Source organism: Flavobacterium psychrophilum, assembly GCA_001708385.1.
Classification (GTDB): Bacteria; Bacteroidota; Bacteroidia; order Flavobacteriales; family Flavobacteriaceae; genus Flavobacterium; species Flavobacterium psychrophilum_A.
This window is the reverse complement of sequence record CP012388.1, coordinates 637535-658773: the sequence shown is the minus strand read 5'-3', so window position 1 is coordinate 658773 and position 21239 is coordinate 637535. Positions and strand designations below refer to the sequence as shown.

Genomic DNA, 21239 nt, shown 5'->3' with positions numbered 1-21239 from the left:
TTTTAAAGCATGCTGTTAACCAACAATCATTTTACACCTATTATAGGGATTGATATTCACTTTAATACCCTTCCTCCATTTAACCCTATACATCCTTACATAGGCATTGTTATGGATATAATGGATTATATACCATTTATAGGTTCTACAGTAAATGTTAACAGTATTCCACGAGGTGTTACAGACACCGGGGGAAATATCCTAACGTTTATACACATACCGTTATTTACGGGCCCGTTTGCGATGATGCCCATGATAGGGCATGAGTCGATGAACTTTTTTGGAAGTGTAAACTCGTACATAGAAGGCAGGCGCATAAGCCCAAAGGGCTACATGAAAATGACGTGTAATGATATTGGTATCCCGCTTAGTCTTACCCCCGGTAAGAAAATGAGGCCGATACCGTCATTGTTTGCACCGACAAGCTTCAGTTTACCTATCCCTACAGGCATGCCTGTGAATATAGCAGGCCCATACGTACCGGACTTTATGGGTATGCTTATCAACCTTTTAGCGGGCTATGGTTTTGGGGCATTGTTTAAAGTTTTAGGCAAAGCGATGAGCAAGTTGCTTAAAAAGCTGAACAAGCTGGCAAAAAAGGCATTTGGAAAATCGAACCGCCTAAGCAAATTTTTATGTAAAAAAGGCTTTGAACCTGTAGACCTTATACAGGGCATCGTATTTTATGAGTATACCGATTTTGAACTTCCCGGGCCTATACCATTGGTGTGGGAACGTGTATGGAATTCCGATGCAGAAAATGAACACCAGTTAGGGCATGGCTACCACCATAGCTATGACCTTCCGATGAGGATAGTATACGATGACCAGGTAATTGCTGTATGCCTTCCTGATGGCAGAACCTGCGGTTTCCCGATATTGGAAGACGGGCAGGAGTTTTACCACCGTATGGAGCGCTTAACTTTAAAGCGTGAAGGAAACAACTACAACCTTTATCACCACACCAAACGATTAAACTACCAATACACACCGGTTGACAGTGAATACTATGTACCTGTAAGCATAAGCAATACTTCAGGGCAGGCAGTCAGCCTGTTTTATAGCGGAAAATCATTAGTAGGAATTACCGATAGCTGTGGCAGGGTAATAACATTCGATCTTGACCATAAAAACCGCATATCGGGCATTTACCTTGAATCGTTAAAAGGCAGGTCGCTTCTGGTAGGGTATGAGTATAATGAAGCCGGCGATCTTGCTGTGATTAAAGATGCACTTCTTCAGGCCGTAACTATAAAATATGATAACCACTTAATGGTTGCCAAGACCGACAGGAACGGGCAGACCTTTTACTGGGAATATGATGCTGAGAAACGCTGTACCCATACCTGGGGTGATGAAGGCCTGTTGGAGGGCTGGCTGGAATATCACCCTGAACTTGGCTATAATATAATTACCGACGCATTGGGTAACCAGTCGGTTTACTATTACAACGAAGACTTTTTATGCACTCAGATAAAGGATGCGTTGGGGTATTCAGAATTTTACGAGTACACAGAAACCTTTGAAATATATAGAAAGATTGATAAAGAAGGATATCTTACCGGTTACACCTATGATGAAAAGGGTAACCTAACAACACTAATTCAGCCGGATAGTTCACAATACAGCTACGTGTATGATGAAAATGACCGCCTCATCATTGCCAATGATCCAGAAGGCGGTACTACGATATGGAATTATAATGAGGAAGGGAAGCTTAAGACGACTGTAGCTCCTGATAAAGGAATTACGGCATTCAGTTATAATGAAAGCGGACTTGTAAGTGAAATACGTGATGTAAACAAAGGCATTACCCAGTTAGAATATGACGCTGAATTTAACCTTGTAAAACTTACACTGCCTTATGGTGAAGTTGCCACATGGACCTACAATGAAAAAGGCGAGGTAGAAAAAGCCGTTAACCCCGAAGGCGCTGTGCAAAAATTCAGTTACGATCCTTTAGGCCGTGTAACACAAATTATACATCCTGACCATACTTCGGTGCAATTACGCTATAATGCCTACGATGAAGTTATCCATGCAAAAGACAACGAGCATGATGTAAAGTTTGCCTATACGCCACTTGGAAGCCTTAAAATGAGGGAAGAGAATGGTGTTAAGGTCGAATTCAACTACAATCGAAATGAAGAGCTTATCAACGTTAAAAATGAGCACAACGAACTGTACCGCTTTGTACGGAATGCTAATGGCGAAGTTGCTGAGGAAATAGGTTTTGATAGTTTATCCCGAAAATATCTAAGAAATAGAGCAGGGCAGGTTGTGAAAGTTGAAAGGCCTGATAACCGCTGGACAAAATTTGAACGTGATGCCTTAGGAAGAACTATCAGAGCAGAATACTACGATGATACGTGGGAAACCTATAGTTATGACAAGCGTGGTGTTATTATAGAAGGAGTCAACAATACAATCTCTGTAAAGCTAAAGCGGGACGCTATTGGGCGGATAATTCAGGATATTCAGGGAGAACATTCTGTGAATAGTGTCTATAATAGAAACGGATCCAGAAAAATATTATCAAGTAGCCTTGGAGCAAATGTTACCTATGATTATGATAAAATGGGTAACTTAGTTAAAACTGAAGCATATGCAAAGGATTTGGAAGATTCCTGGCAGATGCAGCAGGGTTATAATGCGGCCGGACAGGAGTTATGGCGTAAAATGAGTGGAGATGTGAATGCTATTTGGGATTATGATAATTATGGGCGTCCTGTATTACATAAAGTAGAGTCTCAGAATAAAGTTGTAAGACATAGACGTTACAGCTGGAGTGCCAATAATAGTTTATGGCGAATGATGAATGAGCTTACCGGCAATGAAACCGGATATGCCCATGATTCACTTGGTAAGCTTGCCTGGGCAAAATATGAAAATGGACAGTACGATTACAAATTACCCGATGAAGTTGGAAATTTATTTAAAACGAAACAAAAAAACGATAAAGAGTATGGTGCAGGAAGTAAACTGCTTCGTGATGCAAACTACAAATATTCGTATGATGGCGAAGGCAACCTTATAGCTAAAGAAGGAAAGGATAATTGGAAATACGACTGGTTTGGTAATGGTATGCTGAAAAGTGTCTATAAACCGGACGGAAGTGTAATAGAATTTGAATATGACGCTTTTGGCAGACGTACGTCTAAAATTGTAAAAGATACGGTAAAGCGTTTTGTTTGGGACGGTAATAATCCGATACACGAATGGGAATATGATATTAACGACAAGCCAAAATGGATTGTAGATGAAAATGGGTTTTTAAAACAGGATCGTGTTGAGCCGGTTGATCAAAATTCTATAACCTGGGTTTTTGAAGAAAACACGGCTAAACCTACAGCCAAGATAGTAGGCAATAAAAAATATTCTATTGTTACCGATTACTTAGGTACACCATGCCAGGCATTTGATGAAGATGGTAAAAAAGTATGGGAAACCGAATTGGATATATATGGTAAAATACGTACACTTGAAGGAGAAAAAGATTTTATACCATTTAAATATCAGGGACAATATGAGGATATAGAAACCGGATTGTATTACAATACATTCAGGTATTACGATCCCAATAGTGGAACATATATAAGTCAGGATCCCATTAGGTTGGCAGGATCTAATCCTAATATGTATGCTTATGTGCAGGATGTAAATTCATATATAGATATACTTGGTTTAAGCGAATGTTCGCCGAACAGCTGGAATGCTTTTCAAAAGCAGCATAAGGGAAGATTTAATTCTCCCGCTGAAGCTGCAGCTGCTTATGATAATTTAAAAGTAGGTAAAAGTCCATGGCCAATTGGCGTTACACCTACACCTGGTACTATTAAGGCAGGGCAAAAAATAAGAATGGCAATGTCTCCCGGGCAACCGGCAAACAGGCCGGGCGGATGGGCAACCACAGACGCTATACCGGATGCAAATACTGTGAGGGAAAAACTAGCTGTCACAAAAGAATTTAAACCCGAACTTTCACATGTTCAGGAATATGAGGTTATAAAAGACATTCCTGTAAACACAGGTCCGGTAGGGCCTCAGGTAGACGCCATTACAGGTGAGTATTTACCAGGTGGAGGTTCTCAAATTCAAATGACAGTTAATCCTGCAGACCGAATGGATTATTTAAAACCAATAGGGCAATACCCAATTTAGAATGAAAAATTTAGAAAGCTTAGAAGTAACAGACGATAAAATTATACAGTGGGTTTATAATGGAAGCGAAGTAAACCTTTCATTTTCAAAGAAAATTTTCCAGATAGAATTTATGGAAAGTTTACAGCAATTTTTGATTATAGCCGACTATCGGGAAGTAGGGGAGCGTAACCTATTTATTTATGATACTGCTGGAAAAATTATTGCTAATCCGGCTATGCCGAATATAGGTACAACAGTTGAAGGCGTTTATTCAATTTGGTATATAGAAGGCAAAACGGATCAGACTGTTGTGCTACTAACTCCACAAAATCAAAATTATGAAACGAAGTGTAATTTTAGTTTGGTAGATTTTACCTTTTCAGATTTTTCGTTAACAAAATAGAATTACAATAGGCAATAATGGTGTATGGTTTTAAACCAAAAAATAGGATGGAGTTTAAATAGGTTTGTTCAATGATAAAATGAGAGGTAGAGTTTTTGTTATTTGGTAAAGCTTCTATATCCTGAAAGAATTTTTTCAGAATTAAAAGCTTTTCTATATACGGATGTATATAGTGAAAGATAAGTTACAGTAGATTAAATTTATTTTGTGAGAAAAATATTTCTAAAACTGTAATAAGATTAATGCGTTAGGACAACAATATTAAGAAGGTGATTTGTTTAATAATAATTATTCAAAAAGGTTATGATTTCATGTAGGACAAAACGATAATACCTAAACTGTAAGCCATGCTGTTAACCAACAACCATTTTACACCTATAATAGGGATTGATATTCACTTTAATACCCTGCCTCCGTTTAACCCTATACATCCGTACATAGGCATTGTGATGGATATTATGGATTATATACCATTTATAGGTTCTACAGTAAATGTTAACAGTATTCCGCGAGGTGTTACCGACACCGGAGGAAACATTCTAACCTTTATACACATACCATTATTTACAGGTCCGTTTGCCATGATGCCCATGATAGGGCATGAGTCGATGAATTTTTTTGGAAGTGTAAACTCGTACATAGAAGGCAGGCGCATCAGCCCAAAGGGCTACATGAAAATGACGTGTAACGATATTGGTATTCCACTTAGCCTTACCCCCGGTAAGAAAATGAGGCCGATACCGTCATTGTTTGCACCGACAAGCTTCAGTTTACCTATCCCTACAGGCATGCCTGTGAATATAGCAGGCCCTTATGTACCCGACTTTATGGGTATGCTTATCAACCTTTTGGCGGGCTATGGTTTTGGGGCACTGTTTAAAGTTTTAGGCAAAGCCATGAGCAAGTTGCTTAAAAAATTGAACAAACTGGCGAAAAAGGCATTTGGAAAATCGAACCGTTTAAGTAAATTTTTGTGTAAAAAAGGGTTTGAACCCGTAGACCTTATACAGGGCATTGTATTTTATGAGTATACCGATTTTGAACTTCCCGGCCCTATACCACTAGTATGGGAACGTGTATGGAATTCCGATGCAGAAAATGAACACCAGTTAGGGCATGGCTACCACCATAGCTATGACCTTCCGATGAAAATAGTATACGATGACCAGGTAATTGCGGTGTGCGTTCCGGATGGCAGAACCTGCGGTTTCCCGATATTGGAAGACGGGCAGGAGTTTTACCACCGCATGGAACGCCTCACCTTAAAGCGCGAAGGAAACAACTACAACCTTTATCACCACACCAAACGATTAAACTACCATTACACACCGGTTGACAGCGAATATTATGTACCTGTAAGCATAAGCAATACATCAGGGCAGGCAGTAAGCCTGTTTTATAGCGGAAAATCATTGGTGGGTATTACCGATAGCTGTGGCAGAGTAATTACATTTGACCTTGACCATAAAAACCGCATATCGGGTATTTACCTTGAATCTTTGAAAGGCAGGTTCCTTTTGGTAGCGTATGAGTATAACGAAGCCGGTGATCTTGCTGTGATTAAAGATGCATTATTACAAGCGGTAACTATAGAATATGATAACCACTTAATGGTTGCCAAGACCGACAGGAACGGGCAGACCTTTTACTGGGAATATGATGCTGCGAAACGCTGTACACATACCTGGGGCGATGAAGGGCTTCTTGAGGGCTGGCTGGAATACCACCCTGAACTTGGCTATAATATAATTACCGACGCATTGGGTAACCAGTCGGTTTACTATTATAATGAAGATTTTCTGTGCACGCAGATAAGAGATGCACTTGGCAATTCCAGATTTTTTGAATACACCGAAACCTTCGAACTATACAGGGAAATAGACGAGGAAGGATATCTTACCGGTTATACCTATGATGATAAAGGTAACCTAACAGCTGTTATACAGCCCGATAGTGCACAGTATACTTATGTATATGATGAAAATGACCGTCTTGTTATTGCCAATGACCCTGAAGGCGGTACAACGATATGGAATTACAATGAGGACGGAAAGCTTAAGACGACGATAGCTCCTGATAAAGGAATTACCGCATTCAGTTATAATGAGAGTGGACTTGTAAGCGAAATACGCGATGTAAACAAAGGCATTACTCAACTGGAATATGATGCGGAGTTTAACCTTTTAAAACTTACACTGCCTTATGGTGAAGTTGCTACATGGACTTACAATGAAAAAGGCGAGGTAGAAAGAGCCGTTAACCCTGAAGGGGGTGTGCAAAAATTTAGCTACGATCCTTTAGGCCGTGTAACACAAATTATACATCCTGACCATACTTCGGTGCAATTACGCTATAATGCCTACGATGAAGTTATCCATGCAAAAGACAACGAGCATGATGTAAAGTTTGCCTATACGCCACTTGGAAGCCTTAAGATGAGGGAAGAAAATGGTGTTAAGGTAGAATTCAACTACAATCGTAACGAAGATCTTGTCAATATTAAAAACGAACACAACGAACTGTACCGTTTTGTACGAAATGCCAATAGCGAAGTAGTAGAAGAAATAGGCTTTGATGACCTTAGGCGCTATTACCAAAGAGACAGGACAGGAAAAGTTGTACGCATCGACAGGCCCGATGACCGCTGGACAGAGTATGAATATGATGCTGTAGGCAGAATTATTAGAGCCGAATATTATGATGAAACCTGGGAAGCATTCAGTTACGATAAAAGGGGATTGCTTATTGAGGCTGTTAACCCTCAGGTAACTGTTGAGCTAAAGCGAGATGCCATAGGCAGGATAATCCGGGACACCCAAGGGGAGCACAGCGTACTAAGTACCTACAACCGTAGTGGTGCCAGAACGATAGTTACAAGCAGCCTTGGTGCACAGATAGCCCACGAGTATGATAAAATGGGTAACCTCTCAGCGACGGAGGCACAAACAGAACTGTTAGAAAGTTCATGGGAGATGAGGCTTCAGCATAATGCTATGGGTCAGGAAGTAAGCAGGGTTATGAGTGGCGGTATAGAAAGCCACTGGGAGTATGATAATGGTGGTCACCCGGTATTGCACAAAGTGCAATCAAAAGGCAGGTCGGCAAGGAACAGAAAATACAGTTGGAGCGCTAACAACCGCCTGTGGCGCACGGTCAATGAGATTACAGGAGGTGAAACTGGCTATGCCCACGATGCTTTTGGCAATCTTGCATGGGCAAAATATGAAGACGGGCAGTACGACTATAAACTACCCGATGAGGTTGGTAATCTGTTTAAGACAAAACAGAAAAACGACAGGAAATACGGGGCAGGAGGGAAACTGCTTCGAGATACGGAATATAAATATGCCTATGATGGGGAAGGCAACCTTATAGCTAAAGAAGGAAAGGACACCTGGAAATACGACTGGTTAGGTAACGGTATGCTGAAACAAGTAACTAAGCCTGATAATAGCAAAGTTGCTTTTGAATATGATGCACTGGGAAGAAGGACTGCGAAAATTGTAAATGATACTATAAACCGTTTTGTTTGGGACGGTAATACGCCGCTACACGAATGGAAGTATAATATAAATGAAAGGCCACAGTGGCTGGTTGATGACTCTGACTTCCTTGTAAAAGACAAGCCGGAACCGGTATCTGACAATTTAATAACCTGGATATTTGAGGAAGGCACCTTTAAGCCAACAGCAAAAATAGAAGGGAATCAAAAATATTCTATTGTTACCGACTATTTAGGTACACCATGTCAGGCATTTAATGAAAACGGTGAAAAAGTATGGGAAGCCGAATTGGATATTTATGGTAAAATCCGTAAACTTGAAGGAGAAAATTCTTTTATACCTTTTAGATATCAGGGACAATATGAAGATTTGGAGACAAAGCTGTATTATAATAGATTTAGATATTATGATTTTACTACAGGATTGTATATTAGCCAGGATCCTATTGGATTGGCAGGTAATAATCCCACATTATACGGATATGTCAAGGATTCTAATATTTGGCTTGATCCCTCCGGTCTTGATTGTGCAACAACAAAAAAACTTCAGGCTCATGCAGATGCCGCAAAATCGGAAGCTCAATTGTCATTAAAACAGCAAGCGTCAATTCAAAGGTCATTGAATCGCTCTGTAGCTACTTCAGATCCCAAAATTAAAGCATATCATGAAATGATGGCAGCTAAAAAAGAGAGATTATATATGGGTACACAAATTGATACAAAATTTAAAGCTAAAGTTGATGCAGATCCTGACCTATCTCATTTATCTACGACTCCGAGAGGAAAGGTAGGGCCTGATGTCTACGATCCAAAAGAAAATAAATATTGGGATTTAACAACGGAAAAAGATTGGGCTAAAGGAACACATCAAAATAAATATGATCCTGATTTCGGGGAGGGAACGGGCATTTTTTGGTAAATTATTTATATTATGAACGAAACAGAAAAAGGAAAGATTTGGGAATTAAAGACAAAAATCACTAATAAGGTTTTTGAGGAATATGATTTTACTGCTACAGATTTTAATAGTGCTATTTTTGAAAATGTAACGTTTAAAAAATGTGTTTTTAAAAAATCTAATCTATCTGGCACAAAAATTTTTTATGAGTCAAAATTTGAAAATTGCTCATTCATAGATTTAAATTTTTCAAATACTACCTTAGGAAGTAACAAAGGTATTTATGAAAATTGCCAATTTGAAAAGTGTGTTTACAAAGGTAAAGAATTTGACTTTACCCAATTTATAGACTGCACTTTTGAAAAAATGAAATTTAACAATGTAAATTTTAATGGGAGTATTTTTAGAGATTGTAAATTATCAGGAAAATTTAATGATGTATCTTTTAACGGTATATATGAAACAAATCCATCGAAAGATGCTTGCCTAAATAGGGTAGATTTTACTAATGCTGAATTTGGAGAATTTGTGAATTTTTACAATTGTGATCTCTCTACATGTTCTCCTCCAAAGGGTTTAGAATTTGACGAGTTATTATATCAGATCTATTCTAACGATCCAACAGTTTTAAGTACTGGTACTAAAGATAGGATAGTATTAGTACGTAAATAAATTAATATCAGAAAAAGAGCAGTTCAAATGGACGGCTCTTTTTTTATTAATTAGAGAAATGCTTGTACCGTTTAGGTATCAGGGGCAGTATGAGGATATAGAAACCCGATTGTATTACAATAGGTTTAGGTATTACAGCAGTGATACGGGGAGTTATTTGAGTCAGGATCCTATTGGGCTTGAAGGAGGAATGCAAAACCTATATAGCTATATAAATGATTCTCTAATTTTAATAGATGTTTTTGGTTTATCTGGAGGGCCTTCTACCGTTTTTACATCTTCTGATGGTCTAACATTACAAGTTAAAAACATACAAGATTTAAGTCATTTATCAGATAAAGAATTAACAAAAATTTATCATGCTAATAATAATCCTAAAGGGTCTGGAAAATCTCCTATTAATGCTAAAGGTGAAACTATAATTTTACATCATCAAAAACAACAGAATATAGGACCAATAATCGAAATGCCAAGATCGGCGCACAATCTTGGAAATAAGAAACAACATCCATTTTTTCCAAAACCACGCCCATTAGATCCTGTAGATAGAGCAAGGTTTGATCAATTGAGAAAATAATATTGGAAGGACAGAGCTGAAAAGGAATTAAATACGAGAGGTATTTCGATTGAATGTAAATAAACATATATGTATGAAAAACGAAGTCATTGAAAGAATAAAAGCTTTTTTGGAAGACGAAGACTACACGCAAAATTTAGCAACTGATGAGGAAATAAATAGAGCTGAAAATCTACTCAAAGTCTCATTTGATAGTGATTATAAACAATTTATAAAATTGTTTGGAGGGGCTTATGTAGGATATAGTATTTATAGTTTTAAAAATTTAAACGATTTAGAAAACGTCGATATTATTGAATTAAATAAGTAATTTGAAAATCATGGATTCCTGATTTTGAAGATAAATATGTTATTTCATTTGATGGTTCAGGTAGTCCCATTATGATAGATAGCGAAGGCAAAATTCTTTTATTTGATCATAATAATGGTGAATATGTAGTATTAGCCGACTCTTTTGAAAAATTGATAGAAGATAATCTCCCAGATTAAAAACTTGGAAAGAAACCTCGTTTGTATTTAAGTATAAGCAACAATTAATTACTATTCGTTTCTAAATAAATCTCTGATGATACATAACAATATGTAAAATTTATAAATTCGAAATTTGAAAATCTAAGTTACAACGAGAAGCTTTTTTGGGATTTATAAAGCTTAAGTGATGTCAAACATATAAATGTTTCTAATAAATTTTATTCAGTATTTGATGAAGCTAGTAATTTGGTATTCAGGTATAATGACTTATAAATTTCTTTTAATGAGTTGTTTATAGATCCATCTCACCAAAATATTTTAAATTTTGATGAACATGATTTTGAAAACCTGGATAATTTTGACGTTGAAGAAAGAGTTGTAAAAGAAATGCTTATCGGTTTAGAAAGTATTATCTTGAATATTGTTCTGTCGGCAAATTATCTACAATACAAGTGAAAATGTGATTAAAATTTTAAAATTTTCATTGATATTTAAATCTTTCAAATACTACCTTGTTAATACGATAAGATAGCACGTACTACCGGTTGTGCTGAAGATGAAGAGTTTGCCATTGAAATAATTGATTATCTTAGTGGAGCAGGAGTTATCGACAAAGATTAGTTAGACTTATATTATGATAATCTGGCAACAGGAAGATGGCAATAATTAATTTTCTTAACCATGAAACTAGATTATATACAGGAATTAAAAAATGACCAGGCTGTAGGGCCAATGGTCGAATATAATATTGTTTCTAATTATAAAGTTAGGATAGTAAATAGGGGTGAAGGATTATTTTATCACGAAATAGATAGTGATCGCGCTATAATAATTGACATTCAGGTTAGAAATGACACCATTTTTGAAAACTCGTTAATCCGTTGGGATAATGGAAAAAATATAGCGGCAGATGAAAAAAAAATTATCATTAAGAGAGTTATTTCTTATTTCAGTCGCTTTCAGAAAACCGATGTTAGCATAATCTAAAAATCAAAAAGGGATCGTAAACGACCCCTTTCTTCTGAACAATAATTAACCAAACAAAACTTAAATGTTGTCTTCTAAAAGTTGTTGCCATTTTTTGGCAATAATTATATTTTCATTCCAGTAAGAATGTCTAAGTTTATCTTTTCCTGAATCATACAGAATAATATCTTCATCGTCTCTCTGGGGCGATTTAAAGTGAAGTGATATCCTTGCATCTGTACCGATAGTAGTTTCTTCAGCGCGGCATGAACTAACTTTTGTAAGGTCGATAAATGACGCTTCGGTATTGGGCTGATCCAGATCTGCAAAAAGAAATCCTTTGTTTTGGGTATCAAGAGCATATAATTTACGGTAATGGTTTTCAACCGTTTTAAATTTATACTTACCCTGTCCGTACATTTTAAATATTTCGGACTTTTTTTTCTTGTTTTTATTCTGCGTATTAATGATGTAGATAATTGGTAGTGCGCATATTAATATAAGCACAAGGCCAATTAGTAATGACGATGTATCCATGTTTTTGTTTTAAGTAAATAATAAGTCAGGCTGAACATTAGGTATAGTTCAGGCCATAAATTAAACCGCTGTGGTACAGTGTTATTTACCAGAAAATATGAAAAGGAAAGAGCAGGAGTGATACCTTATGGCATCGGTTAATGTCCTGCCTGATAAAGAAGGAATTATTAGTTAGGGGACTAAAATCGGTGAAATGTGTTTCTATGTACGAAACAAACCATTTTGCCGTAAGCGGGGAAGGTGTACGCTGATCTTCTGAAAGGTTTTGACTTGTATAAGGTTTGGCAATTAAAGCTGCATCCTTAACAAAATCAATTTTATCAATAGCGTCTTGTGTGGGTTTCTTTAAGGGTTTCCACGAAGCCTCGGCTCCATTTGTACAAAGGAGGAAGGTGAATAGCAGAAGCAGGCAGGCTGCAAAGTCCCTTAACCATTTCATCTGCCAAATATAGTATATATTTAAAGAGGATAAAAGTATTGGTCTTTAAACTGTAAATCAATTATCAACACTTCTACCTTAGAGATTAAAAAATTGTTCTCTGCCTGTCATCCTGCCGCGTTGCTGATCGGTTTCCGTGCAAAGCACGCCGACGTTAGTTTTTATGCCATACACGAACGGGTGGAAAGTGCATGGCCCCTTACAGCCTCCTCGACAAGCTGCCTACCCGTCATCTTCGTTTTATAACAAGCAGAGCAAACAATTATTATAAAGTTATCAATTTCATTTTTAGTGAATCTTAATTTTATAAAACATTTAGCTTTATAATTATGTGGAGCAGGGTTTAAATTTAACAGACGAGTTTATCAATTAGCAATAGATGTAATTTTTTTACGGTTATTAAAATTAAAATTTTACATTTGCTTACACTTTAGGGGTGTCTACAATTATGTAGGCTGAGATTTTACCCTCTGAACCTGATGCAGTTCATACTGCCGTAGGGAAAAGTAAGATGACTTCATTGTACCACTTTGCGTACATACTGCAGCCATTCCTAAAGTATATCTCTATAATATACTTAACCAATAAGGAATGGAATTATTTATAAACAACCAAACCCGGAATTTTGATTTTGATGAACTTACTGTTCAGGCACTGCTTGATATAGAGTCTCCTCAAAAACAAAAAGGCATTGCTGTTGCCGTAAACAATCACGTAATTCCGAGAACCGACTGGAATTCGCATCTCCTTAATCCTACCGATCAAATCCTTATCATTTCTGCAACACAGGGCGGGTAAACTTCTATTGCTAAAAACTAACCAAAAAAAATATGGAAAATAACGAACATCAAATATCGCGTACACCATTTCCTAACTCAAAAAAGATTTTTGTAGAAGGTGAACTCCACCCTGTAAAGGTTGCCATGAGGGAAATTACATTAAGCGATACCCGCCTTTCTAACGGTGGCCTGGAAAAGAATCCGCCGGTTACGGTATATGACACATCGGGGCCATACACTGATCCGGATTTTGAGATTGATATCCGTAAAGGGCTTCCCAGAATACGTGAGCAGTGGATTATGGATCGTAATGATGTCGAAGAACTGACAGAAATATCATCGGATTACGGAAAGAAACGTTTGAACGACACCAAACTGGATAACCTTCGTTTCGAGTACCTGCATAAACCAATGCGTGCTAAAAAGGGGGCAAATGTTACGCAGTTATATTACGCCAAACAGGGTATAATTACTCCTGAGATGGAATATATAGCGATTAGGGAAAATCAAAGGCTGGAAGAATTCCAGCAGGATAATAATAGATCACTATCTGCCCAGCATGCAGGTAATAGTTTTGGTGCTAATACCCCGAAACATAAAATAACACCTGAATTTGTAAGGGACGAGGTTGCCTGCGGTCGTGCCATAATTCCAAATAATATTAATCATCCCGAAAGTGAGCCTATGATAGTAGGGCGTAACTTCCTGGTAAAGATAAATGCTAATATTGGTAACAGTGCGGTGACTTCGAGTATTGAAGAAGAGGTTGAAAAGGCAGTTTGGGCATGCCGATGGGGAGCGGACACGATTATGGATCTTTCTACCGGTAAAAATATTCACGAAACAAGGGAATGGATTATCAGGAATTCACCTGTGCCAATTGGAACTGTACCTATTTATCAGGCATTGGAAAAAGTAAAGGGCGTTGCAGAAGACCTTACCTGGGAAATATTCAGAGATACGCTTATTGAACAGGCAGAACAGGGGGTATCTTATTTTACCATACATGCGGGCGTTTTGTTGCGATATATACACCTAACGGCAAACCGTGTAACAGGGATCGTTTCCCGTGGCGGATCCATCATGGCAAAATGGTGCCTTTTCCATCATAAAGAGAATTTTCTTTATACCCATTTTGAAGAAATATGTGAGATAATGAAAGCCTACGATGTAGCATTTTCATTGGGTGACGGCTTGCGTCCGGGATCTATCGCGGACGCTAACGATGCTGCGCAGTTCGCTGAATTGGAAACGTTGGGTGAGCTTACCAAAATTGCATGGAAACATGATGTTCAAGTGTTTATCGAAGGCCCGGGACATGTACCCATGCATATGATAAAAGAGAATATGGATAAACAGCTTGCGCATTGTGGCGAAGCACCTTTCTATACGTTAGGACCATTGACTACAGATATTGCCCCGGGGTATGACCATATAACATCAGCCATTGGTGCTGCAATGATTGGGTGGTATGGTACGGCTATGCTATGTTACGTTACACCAAAGGAACATTTAGGGCTTCCCAATAAAAAAGATGTAAAAGATGGGGTTATTACCTATAAGATAGCTGCTCATGCTGCCGATTTGGCTAAAGGGCATCCGGGTGCGCAGTACCGCGATAATGCATTAAGTAAGGCAAGGTTTGAATTTAGATGGGAAGACCAGTTTAACCTGGCGTTAGACCCGGATACTGCACGTGAATTTCACGATGAAACACTTCCGGCAGATGGTGCTAAAGTTGCACATTTCTGCTCTATGTGCGGGCCAAAATTTTGTTCGATGAAAATATCTCAGGAGATAAGAGATGTCGCGGAAAAAGGTATGAAAGAAAAATCAGAAGAGTTTGTAGAAAGCGGAAAGGAAATTTACCTGTAATGATTGTTATAACCAATCCGGCTTCAGTAGCAAACGAAAGTAAAATAATTAATAACCTTTTCAATGAAGGATTAAAGCTATTGCATATAAGGAAACCTAATGCTACCAAAAATGATGTTGTTAGTATAATAAAAAGCATCAAACCAGTTCACCATTCAAAACTGGTTTTGCATCAGGAATATAGGCTGGCATCAGAATTCAATATCCGTCGTATCCATTTTACAGAAAAGACAAGGCCGGATTTTAAAAAGATAACAACAGGTTTAGGAAATAAAAAAGAGTGGGTATTCTCTGCATCAACGCACAGTATTGAAACATTCAATAAGCTACCCGATCAGTTTGCCTATGCTTTTTTGAGTCCGGTATATGAGAGTATTTCAAAGTCAGGATATGTATCGGAAGTAGATATAATAAAATCGGTTAATGAGCGAACAAATTTTAAAACCAAACTTGTTGCATTAGGAGGAATCACCAATAAAAATATTAATGAAACACTGATGAATGGCTTTGACGATATCGCTCTTTTAGGCTCTATCTGGATTGCAGATAACCCATTTAAAGAATTTAAAAAATGCTTTACCATTTATAATGAATTTAATAAATAAAATACAGTATATCTCTCAGGGAAATTCAATCACTGAGCAGATAAATAACATAAGATCTGCGGTAGATGCCGGGTGTAACTGGGTGCAACTTCGGTATAAAAATGTTATTGAAGCTGAGGTTCTTCATCTGGCTGAATTAGTAAAAAAAAGTTTGGAAGCCTATAACTGTACTTTTATCGTTAACGATTATCCCTACGTAGCAAAAGCTATTGATGCTGATGGTATCCATTTAGGGTTGAATGATATGCTCGTTGACCAAGCACGCACTATATTGGGATATGATAAAATAATTGGCGGTACAGCTAATACCTTAGATGACGTACTGCAACGCTACGAAGAAAAGTGCGATTATGTTGGGCTGGGGCCTTTCAGGTTTACAAAGACAAAGGAGAAACTAAGTCCGATATTAGGGTTGGAAGGCTTTACTTCAATCATGCAGGAGTTACAGTACCGAGATATAATTCTCCCTGTATATGCTATTGGCGGTATTCAGCAAGATGATATATCGTCGATACTTACTACAGGAGTACACGGGGTTGCTGTTTCGGGACTGGTGACTTTTCATCCTGATAAAAAAGAATTATTCAATCAATTACACGCATTATGAAACCATTAGAAATAGGAGATAAAATATTTGAATCCCGTTTATTTCTGGGAACAGGGAAATTTGGGTCAAACCAGCAAATGCAGGATGCTGTACTGGCGTCCGGCAGTGAATTGGTAACTGTAGCATTAAAAAGAATTGACCTTACTAAATATACTGATAGCTTATTATCGTATTTGGAATACAGCCACATTAACCTGCTTCCTAATACATCAGGAGCGCGAAATGCGAAAGAAGCTGTTTTTGCAGCCCAACTGGCACGTGAAGCTATGGAGACCAACTGGCTTAAACTGGAAATACATCCTGATCCTAAATACCTGCTTCCCGATCCTATAGAGACATTAAGGGCTACAGAAGAGCTGGCTAAGCTGGGCTTCATAGTTTTACCTTACATACATGCTGATCCTGTTTTATGCAAACGATTGGAAGATGTAGGTACAGCAGCGGTAATGCCACTAGGTTCGCCAATTGGTAGTAATAAGGGACTTAAGACGGTTGATTTTTTAGAGATAATAATTGAGCAGAGCAGGGTGCCTGTTATTGTAGATGCAGGTATTGGTGTACCGTCTGATGCAGCAAGGGCTATGGAACTGGGTGCCGATGCTGTGTTGGTAAATACTGCCATTGCAGTAGCCCATAATCCGGTTTTGATGGCTGAAGCTTTTAAGGAAGCTGTAATTGCCGGAAGAAAGGCTTTTGAAGCAAAACCGGCTGGCATAGGTTTAACAGCGCAGGCTTCGAGTCCGCTGACTTCTTTTTTATATGATAACTAATTAGCCTATGACTACTTTTAAGAGCATTTTTGATACGTACGACTGGCAGATTGTTCAGGATAAGATATATAGCGCTACTTCCGGCGATGTGGAACGTGCCCTTGCAAGTACTAAACGATCCCTGGATGATTTTTTGGCGTTGATATCTCCTGCTGCTGCGCCTTATCTCGAACTGATGGCTGTGCAAAGCAGATCAATTACACAAAAGCGTTTTGGCAAGACAATGCAGATGTATGCGCCCATGTACCTGAGTAACGAATGCCAGAACATTTGTACGTACTGCGGTTTTAGCCTTGATAATAAACTAAAGCGAAAAATATTATCGGATAAAGAAATAGCAATTGAAACTGAAGCTTTAAAACAGGCAGGTTTTGATCATGTGCTGCTTGTAACAGGTGAGGCTAACTATACGGTAAATATCAACTATTTTCTGAATGCTATTGGTCTGCTAAAAGATAGTTTTGCTAATATATCTGTTGAGGTTCAGCCCTTAAGTACCGAAGAGTATCAAGCATTGCATAATGCAGGAGTGCATACTGTATTGGTGTATCAGGAAACCTATCACAGGGAGGTGTATAAACAGTATCATCCCAAAGGGAAAAAATCAAATTTTGATTTCAGGTTGGAGACGCCCGACAGGGTTGGCAGTGCAGGAATACATAAAATAGGATTAGGAGTTTTACTGGGACTGGAAGACTGGCGAACCGATAGTTTTTTTACGGCACTACATCTTGACTATCTTCAAAAGAAATATTGGCAGAGTAAATACTCGGTATCTTTCCCGAGGCTCCGCCCTGCTGAAGGTATAATCGAACCGAATTTCATTATGACCGATAAAGATATGGTTCAGCTTATATGTGCATATCGTTTATGGAATGAAGATCTGGAAATTTCGATATCCACCCGTGAGAACGAAAAGTTCAGGGATAATATAATTAGCTTAGGTGCTACCAGCATGAGTGCCGGGTCTAAAACCAATCCCGGTGGTTATGTTGTAGATACACAATCGCTCGAACAGTTTGAAACCAGTGATGAGCGTTCTGCCAAAGAAGTCGCAGCTATAATAACATCAGCAGGATATGAGCCGGTGTGGAAAGACTGGGACAAAATATATACTCCTTTATAATATGATTTCTATAGATAATTTTTTACGATACAACCGCCAGATGATGCTTCCTGAAATAGGGGAAGAAGGCCAGGAAAAATTGCTGAATGCTAAAGTTCTTGTTATCGGTGCAGGTGGCCTCGGCTGTCCAATTTTACAATACCTGACCACGTGCGGAGTGGGGACTATTGGGGTTGTTGACTTTGATATTGTAGAACTGCATAACCTCCACAGACAGATTTTATATACCGGTAAAAATATTGGTCAGTCTAAAGCAATTACTGCAAAGACAGTATTGGAAGAATTAAACCCTGTAGGTAATTATATTGTTTATAATGAGAAGCTTACCCCCGAAAATTGTACCACTATTATTAGCAATTTTGATGTAATTGTAGATGGCAGCGACAACTTTGATACACGCTATTTAGTAAACGATACATGTGTACTATTAGGTAAAACATTAGTTTACGGAAGCATCCTGAAATTTCAAGGACAGATGGCAGTTTTCAATCATAACGGTAGTAAAAATTTAAGAGATATATTTCCCGAACCTCCAAATCCTGAAGATGTACCCAATTGCAGCCTTAATGGCGTGTTGGGCACTTTACCGGGTATTATTGGCACAATGTTGGCTCAGGAAACACTTAAGCTTGTTATGGGCTTACCTGTACTTCATGATGAAATAGTACTTTTTGACACCCTGAATCTCAACTTTACCAAGTTAAAATTTTAAACGCTTTTCATTCTTTTGCTTTTGCGCCAGTTAAAGCTTTTCGGGAGATCGTCGCCTAAGAGATAGCCCCACGGTTTTAACGAATCTATACGGTCAAAAATTACCTTCATAATAGCCATGATCGGTATAGCAAGGAACATTCCCGAAATACCTGCAATCATTCCAAAGATGATAATGCCTACGATAGAGGCTATCGAGTTAATTTCAACTTTGGAGCTTACCACCATTGGTACCAGGATATTGTTATCGATTAATTGTACAACAACATTTACGACTATTATTCCGACAATAATAGATAAGTCGCTGGTTCCGGTTAACGAAGCAATAACCGTTAATACTCCCGCTATAAGAATACCAATGTAAGGTATCAGGTTTAGTAGTCCGGTGATAACACCTAAAAGAATAGCATATTTTAAACCTAAGAACATTAGACCGACAGCGGTAAGTACTGAAACTATAATGAATTCAAACAGTAATCCTATGATATAGCTTTGCACTGCTGTTTTAATAGTTTTAAGTATATCCTGTAGTTTAGGATGGTACTTCTCTTTAAAAAGCTGGCATAAAAAGGCAACAAAATGTGTTCTGTACAGTAATATCAAAAAGATGTAAATCGGTATCAGGATAAGAGACATCAGGGAATCACTAAAAGATAACACTGTAGTGCTTACAATTTGTTTGCCTGTACTCATAGAGTCGCTTGTCGCCTTATTGATCATTTCATCCTGTTCTGACTTGGTAATACTGAAAGTATCGTTAATATAAGCCTGAAGGTTATGATAATGTGTAAAAAGGTTTGCTTTTATTTTATCCCAGTCGTTAGCCATTACAGCAAGTTGGGTAGATATAAAATATAATATCGTACCAAAGAACAAAACAAACAATAGTACTGTTATAATGCATGCAAGCGTATGTGGAACCCGGAGTTTTGTATTAAGAAAAGCCGATATGGGACGTAATAGTATAGCAAATAATAGTGATAGCAACAAAGGAGATATTACGCTTTGTCCGTAATAGTAAATTATGGTTATCGCTATAAAAATAATCAGTACGAATGCAAATTTGGCATAAAACGGGAATTGTAGAGTTTGTTTCATTCGGTAATGATTTTTTTATAATTGGTTGAGGTATTAAAAGTAATCCATAACATCTGATTACACTTATGTTATTGCTACAAAAATCTTATACAGTACGCCGGAGTAATCTTAATATGTCAGTTTCGAAATAATGTGTGAACGCTCTTTATCCGTTATTCCAAGCTGATTGGCAATAAAACTATCTGTCCCGCCATATTTAGAGTCAATCACTTCAAAAATAGCGTTAATATAATCCCTGTCTACACTCATAAAGTTTTCTATTACTTTGAGTTGTAAATGAGGTTTTATGATAGTTGCAAGTTTAGCTTTGCCAAGCATGCTTTTCACTTTTTGGTTCCTGTAAAAATTAGATAGCAGGTATTCGTTTATAATAGTTTCTCGGTCTACTTTTAAAATAGATAATAACAATGCGGTAACTACACCTGTACGGTCTTTTCCGGCAGAACAATGATACAATACAGGCTGATCCGAATTGATAATATTATGGATCAGTTCTTTTAGCAATAAATTGTCTGTTACACTTGTTCTGTAAAGATCCAGCATCATTTCTCTCGATTGCTCTTCAGACACCTCGCCATTAATCACCTTGCTTTTCATTTTAGATAACAGGTCGCCGTTATCATTTATAATGGCAAACGGAATGTAGTTTACATTACCGGGAAGATTATCCTTTTTGGGAGCAATTTCAGAAGGTGTCCGTAGATCATATACAGTCTGTATGTTTAAGGATTTGAATTTTTTAAATTCTTTATCCTTTAAAGTGGAAAGATTATCTGACCTGAATATTTTTCCCCATTTTACTGTTTTGCCTTCGGTAGTGGTTAATCCGCCAATATCCCTGAAATTGAAAACTTTTTTAAAGCTGATATTACGGTTGGTTATTACTACTGTATCACTATCATAAAGCGTAAATAACGGCCTTTCTGTGCTAATTTTATATTGAAATACCGAATCAGGATTTACAATTGTTTTTAGCGTCGTGCCATTTTCGCTTTCAATTTGTAAGTGTTGAACTTTCGTTGAAGTATGAAGTGTGTACCTGTTGTTGTGATTTTCAACA

General features: G+C 37.7%; 14 protein-coding genes and 4 pseudogenes. 14 read left to right on the top strand and 4 right to left on the bottom strand.

Annotation, left to right across the window (positions count from 1 at the left end; genetic code table 11):
• Window positions 1-9: 9 nt before the first annotated feature.
• The 7 genes and pseudogenes from ALW18_02820 to ALW18_02790 all read left to right on the top strand — a co-directional run bounded on the left by ALW18_02820 (window position 10) and on the right by ALW18_02790 (window position 11653).
• Window positions 10-3687: pseudogene (locus ALW18_02820) on the top strand (hypothetical protein).
• A gap of 475 nt (window positions 3688-4162) precedes the next feature.
• Complete coding sequence (locus ALW18_02815; GenBank protein AOE51538.1) at window positions 4163-4546, top strand: hypothetical protein; 384 nt, start codon at window positions 4163-4165, stop codon at window positions 4544-4546.
• 347 nt (window positions 4547-4893) lie between these two features.
• Window positions 4894-8574, top strand: a pseudogene (locus ALW18_02810) (hypothetical protein).
• Window positions 8575-8979: 405 nt separating this feature from the next.
• Window positions 8980-9618: a hypothetical protein gene (locus ALW18_02805; protein AOE51537.1), complete on the top strand. Its 639-nt coding sequence runs from the start codon at window positions 8980-8982 to the stop codon at window positions 9616-9618.
• Between the two features lie 64 nt (window positions 9619-9682).
• Window positions 9683-10195 (top strand): annotated as a pseudogene (locus ALW18_02800) (RHS family protein).
• Window positions 10196-10268: 73 nt separating this feature from the next.
• A pseudogene (locus tag ALW18_02795) lies at window positions 10269-10684 on the top strand (1,3-beta-glucan synthase regulator).
• 663 nt (window positions 10685-11347) lie between these two features.
• On the top strand, window positions 11348-11653 hold the full coding sequence (locus ALW18_02790) for a hypothetical protein (protein AOE51536.1): 306 nt from the start codon (window positions 11348-11350) through the stop codon (window positions 11651-11653).
• A 60-nt stretch (window positions 11654-11713) separates the two neighbouring features.
• On the opposite strand, the gene ALW18_02785 is transcribed toward ALW18_02790, so the two are convergent.
• Window positions 11714-12169: a hypothetical protein gene (locus tag ALW18_02785; GenBank protein AOE51535.1), complete on the bottom strand. Its 456-nt coding sequence runs from the start codon at window positions 12167-12169 to the stop codon at window positions 11714-11716.
• Window positions 12170-12254: 85 nt separating this feature from the next.
• On the bottom strand, window positions 12255-12608 hold the full coding sequence (locus ALW18_02780) for a hypothetical protein (protein AOE51534.1): 354 nt from the start codon (window positions 12606-12608) through the stop codon (window positions 12255-12257).
• 591 nt (window positions 12609-13199) lie between these two features.
• On the opposite strand from ALW18_02780, the gene ALW18_02775 reads away from it, so the two are divergent.
• The 7 genes from ALW18_02775 to ALW18_02745 are packed head-to-tail and all read left to right on the top strand — an operon-like array spanning window position 13200 to window position 19082.
• A complete protein-coding gene (locus ALW18_02775) occupies window positions 13200-13406 on the top strand; it encodes a thiamine biosynthesis protein ThiS (GenBank protein AOE51533.1) in 207 nt (68 codons plus the stop codon).
• Between the two features lie 32 nt (window positions 13407-13438).
• Window positions 13439-15262 carry a thiamine biosynthesis protein ThiC gene (locus ALW18_02770; protein ID AOE51532.1) on the top strand — a complete coding sequence of 608 codons (1824 nt, stop codon included), beginning with the start codon at window positions 13439-13441 and terminating at the stop codon, window positions 15260-15262.
• Window positions 15262-15867 (top strand): hypothetical protein, encoded by a 606-nt coding sequence (locus ALW18_02765; protein AOE51531.1) that lies wholly within the window; start codon window positions 15262-15264, stop codon window positions 15865-15867. The genes ALW18_02770 and ALW18_02765 overlap by 1 nt, the downstream gene beginning before the upstream one ends.
• A complete protein-coding gene (locus ALW18_02760; GenBank protein AOE51530.1) occupies window positions 15851-16474 on the top strand; it encodes a thiamine-phosphate synthase in 624 nt (207 codons plus the stop codon). The genes ALW18_02765 and ALW18_02760 overlap by 17 nt, the downstream gene beginning before the upstream one ends.
• Complete coding sequence (locus ALW18_02755; GenBank protein ID AOE51529.1) at window positions 16471-17244, top strand: thiazole synthase; 774 nt, start codon at window positions 16471-16473, stop codon at window positions 17242-17244. The genes ALW18_02760 and ALW18_02755 overlap by 4 nt, the downstream gene beginning before the upstream one ends.
• Window positions 17245-17251: 7 nt before the next feature.
• Complete coding sequence (gene thiH / locus ALW18_02750; protein ID AOE51528.1) at window positions 17252-18370, top strand: thiamine biosynthesis protein ThiH; 1119 nt, start codon at window positions 17252-17254, stop codon at window positions 18368-18370.
• A 1-nt stretch (window position 18371) separates the two neighbouring features.
• On the top strand, window positions 18372-19082 hold the full coding sequence (locus ALW18_02745; protein ID AOE51527.1) for a thiamine biosynthesis protein ThiF: 711 nt from the start codon (window positions 18372-18374) through the stop codon (window positions 19080-19082).
• Here the strand turns inward: ALW18_02745 and ALW18_02740 are convergent.
• Window positions 19079-20179, bottom strand: a complete 1101-nt coding sequence (locus ALW18_02740; protein AOE51526.1) for a permease — start codon at window positions 20177-20179, stop codon at window positions 19079-19081. The two genes, ALW18_02745 and ALW18_02740, sit on opposite strands and share 4 nt — an antisense overlap.
• A 108-nt stretch (window positions 20180-20287) precedes the next feature.
• Window positions 20288-21112 carry a hypothetical protein gene (locus ALW18_02735; protein ID AOE54285.1) on the bottom strand — a complete coding sequence of 275 codons (825 nt, stop codon included), beginning with the start codon at window positions 21110-21112 and terminating at the stop codon, window positions 20288-20290.
• Between the last annotated feature and the right edge of the window lie 127 nt (window positions 21113-21239).

What these genes read in the sequence shown, in the direction of transcription:
- ALW18_02815 (AOE51538.1), top strand. Translation starts at nt 4,163, where the DNA reads ATGAAAAATTTAGAAAGCTTAGAAGTAACAGACGATAAAATTATACAG.
- ALW18_02805 (AOE51537.1), top strand. Translation starts at nt 8,980, where the DNA reads ATGAACGAAACAGAAAAAGGAAAGATTTGGGAATTAAAGACAAAAATC.
- ALW18_02790 (AOE51536.1), top strand. Translation starts at nt 11,348, where the DNA reads ATGAAACTAGATTATATACAGGAATTAAAAAATGACCAGGCTGTAGGG.
- ALW18_02785 (AOE51535.1), bottom strand. Translation starts at nt 12,169, where the DNA reads ATGGATACATCGTCATTACTAATTGGCCTTGTGCTTATATTAATATGC.
- ALW18_02780 (AOE51534.1), bottom strand. Translation starts at nt 12,608, where the DNA reads ATGAAATGGTTAAGGGACTTTGCAGCCTGCCTGCTTCTGCTATTCACC.
- ALW18_02775 (AOE51533.1), top strand. Translation starts at nt 13,200, where the DNA reads ATGGAATTATTTATAAACAACCAAACCCGGAATTTTGATTTTGATGAA.
- ALW18_02770 (AOE51532.1), top strand. Translation starts at nt 13,439, where the DNA reads ATGGAAAATAACGAACATCAAATATCGCGTACACCATTTCCTAACTCA.
- ALW18_02765 (AOE51531.1), top strand. Translation starts at nt 15,262, where the DNA reads ATGATTGTTATAACCAATCCGGCTTCAGTAGCAAACGAAAGTAAAATA.
- ALW18_02760 (AOE51530.1), top strand. Translation starts at nt 15,851, where the DNA reads ATGAATTTAATAAATAAAATACAGTATATCTCTCAGGGAAATTCAATC.
- ALW18_02755 (AOE51529.1), top strand. Translation starts at nt 16,471, where the DNA reads ATGAAACCATTAGAAATAGGAGATAAAATATTTGAATCCCGTTTATTT.
- thiH (AOE51528.1), top strand. Translation starts at nt 17,252, where the DNA reads ATGACTACTTTTAAGAGCATTTTTGATACGTACGACTGGCAGATTGTT.
- ALW18_02745 (AOE51527.1), top strand. Translation starts at nt 18,372, where the DNA reads ATGATTTCTATAGATAATTTTTTACGATACAACCGCCAGATGATGCTT.
- ALW18_02740 (AOE51526.1), bottom strand. Translation starts at nt 20,179, where the DNA reads ATGAAACAAACTCTACAATTCCCGTTTTATGCCAAATTTGCATTCGTA.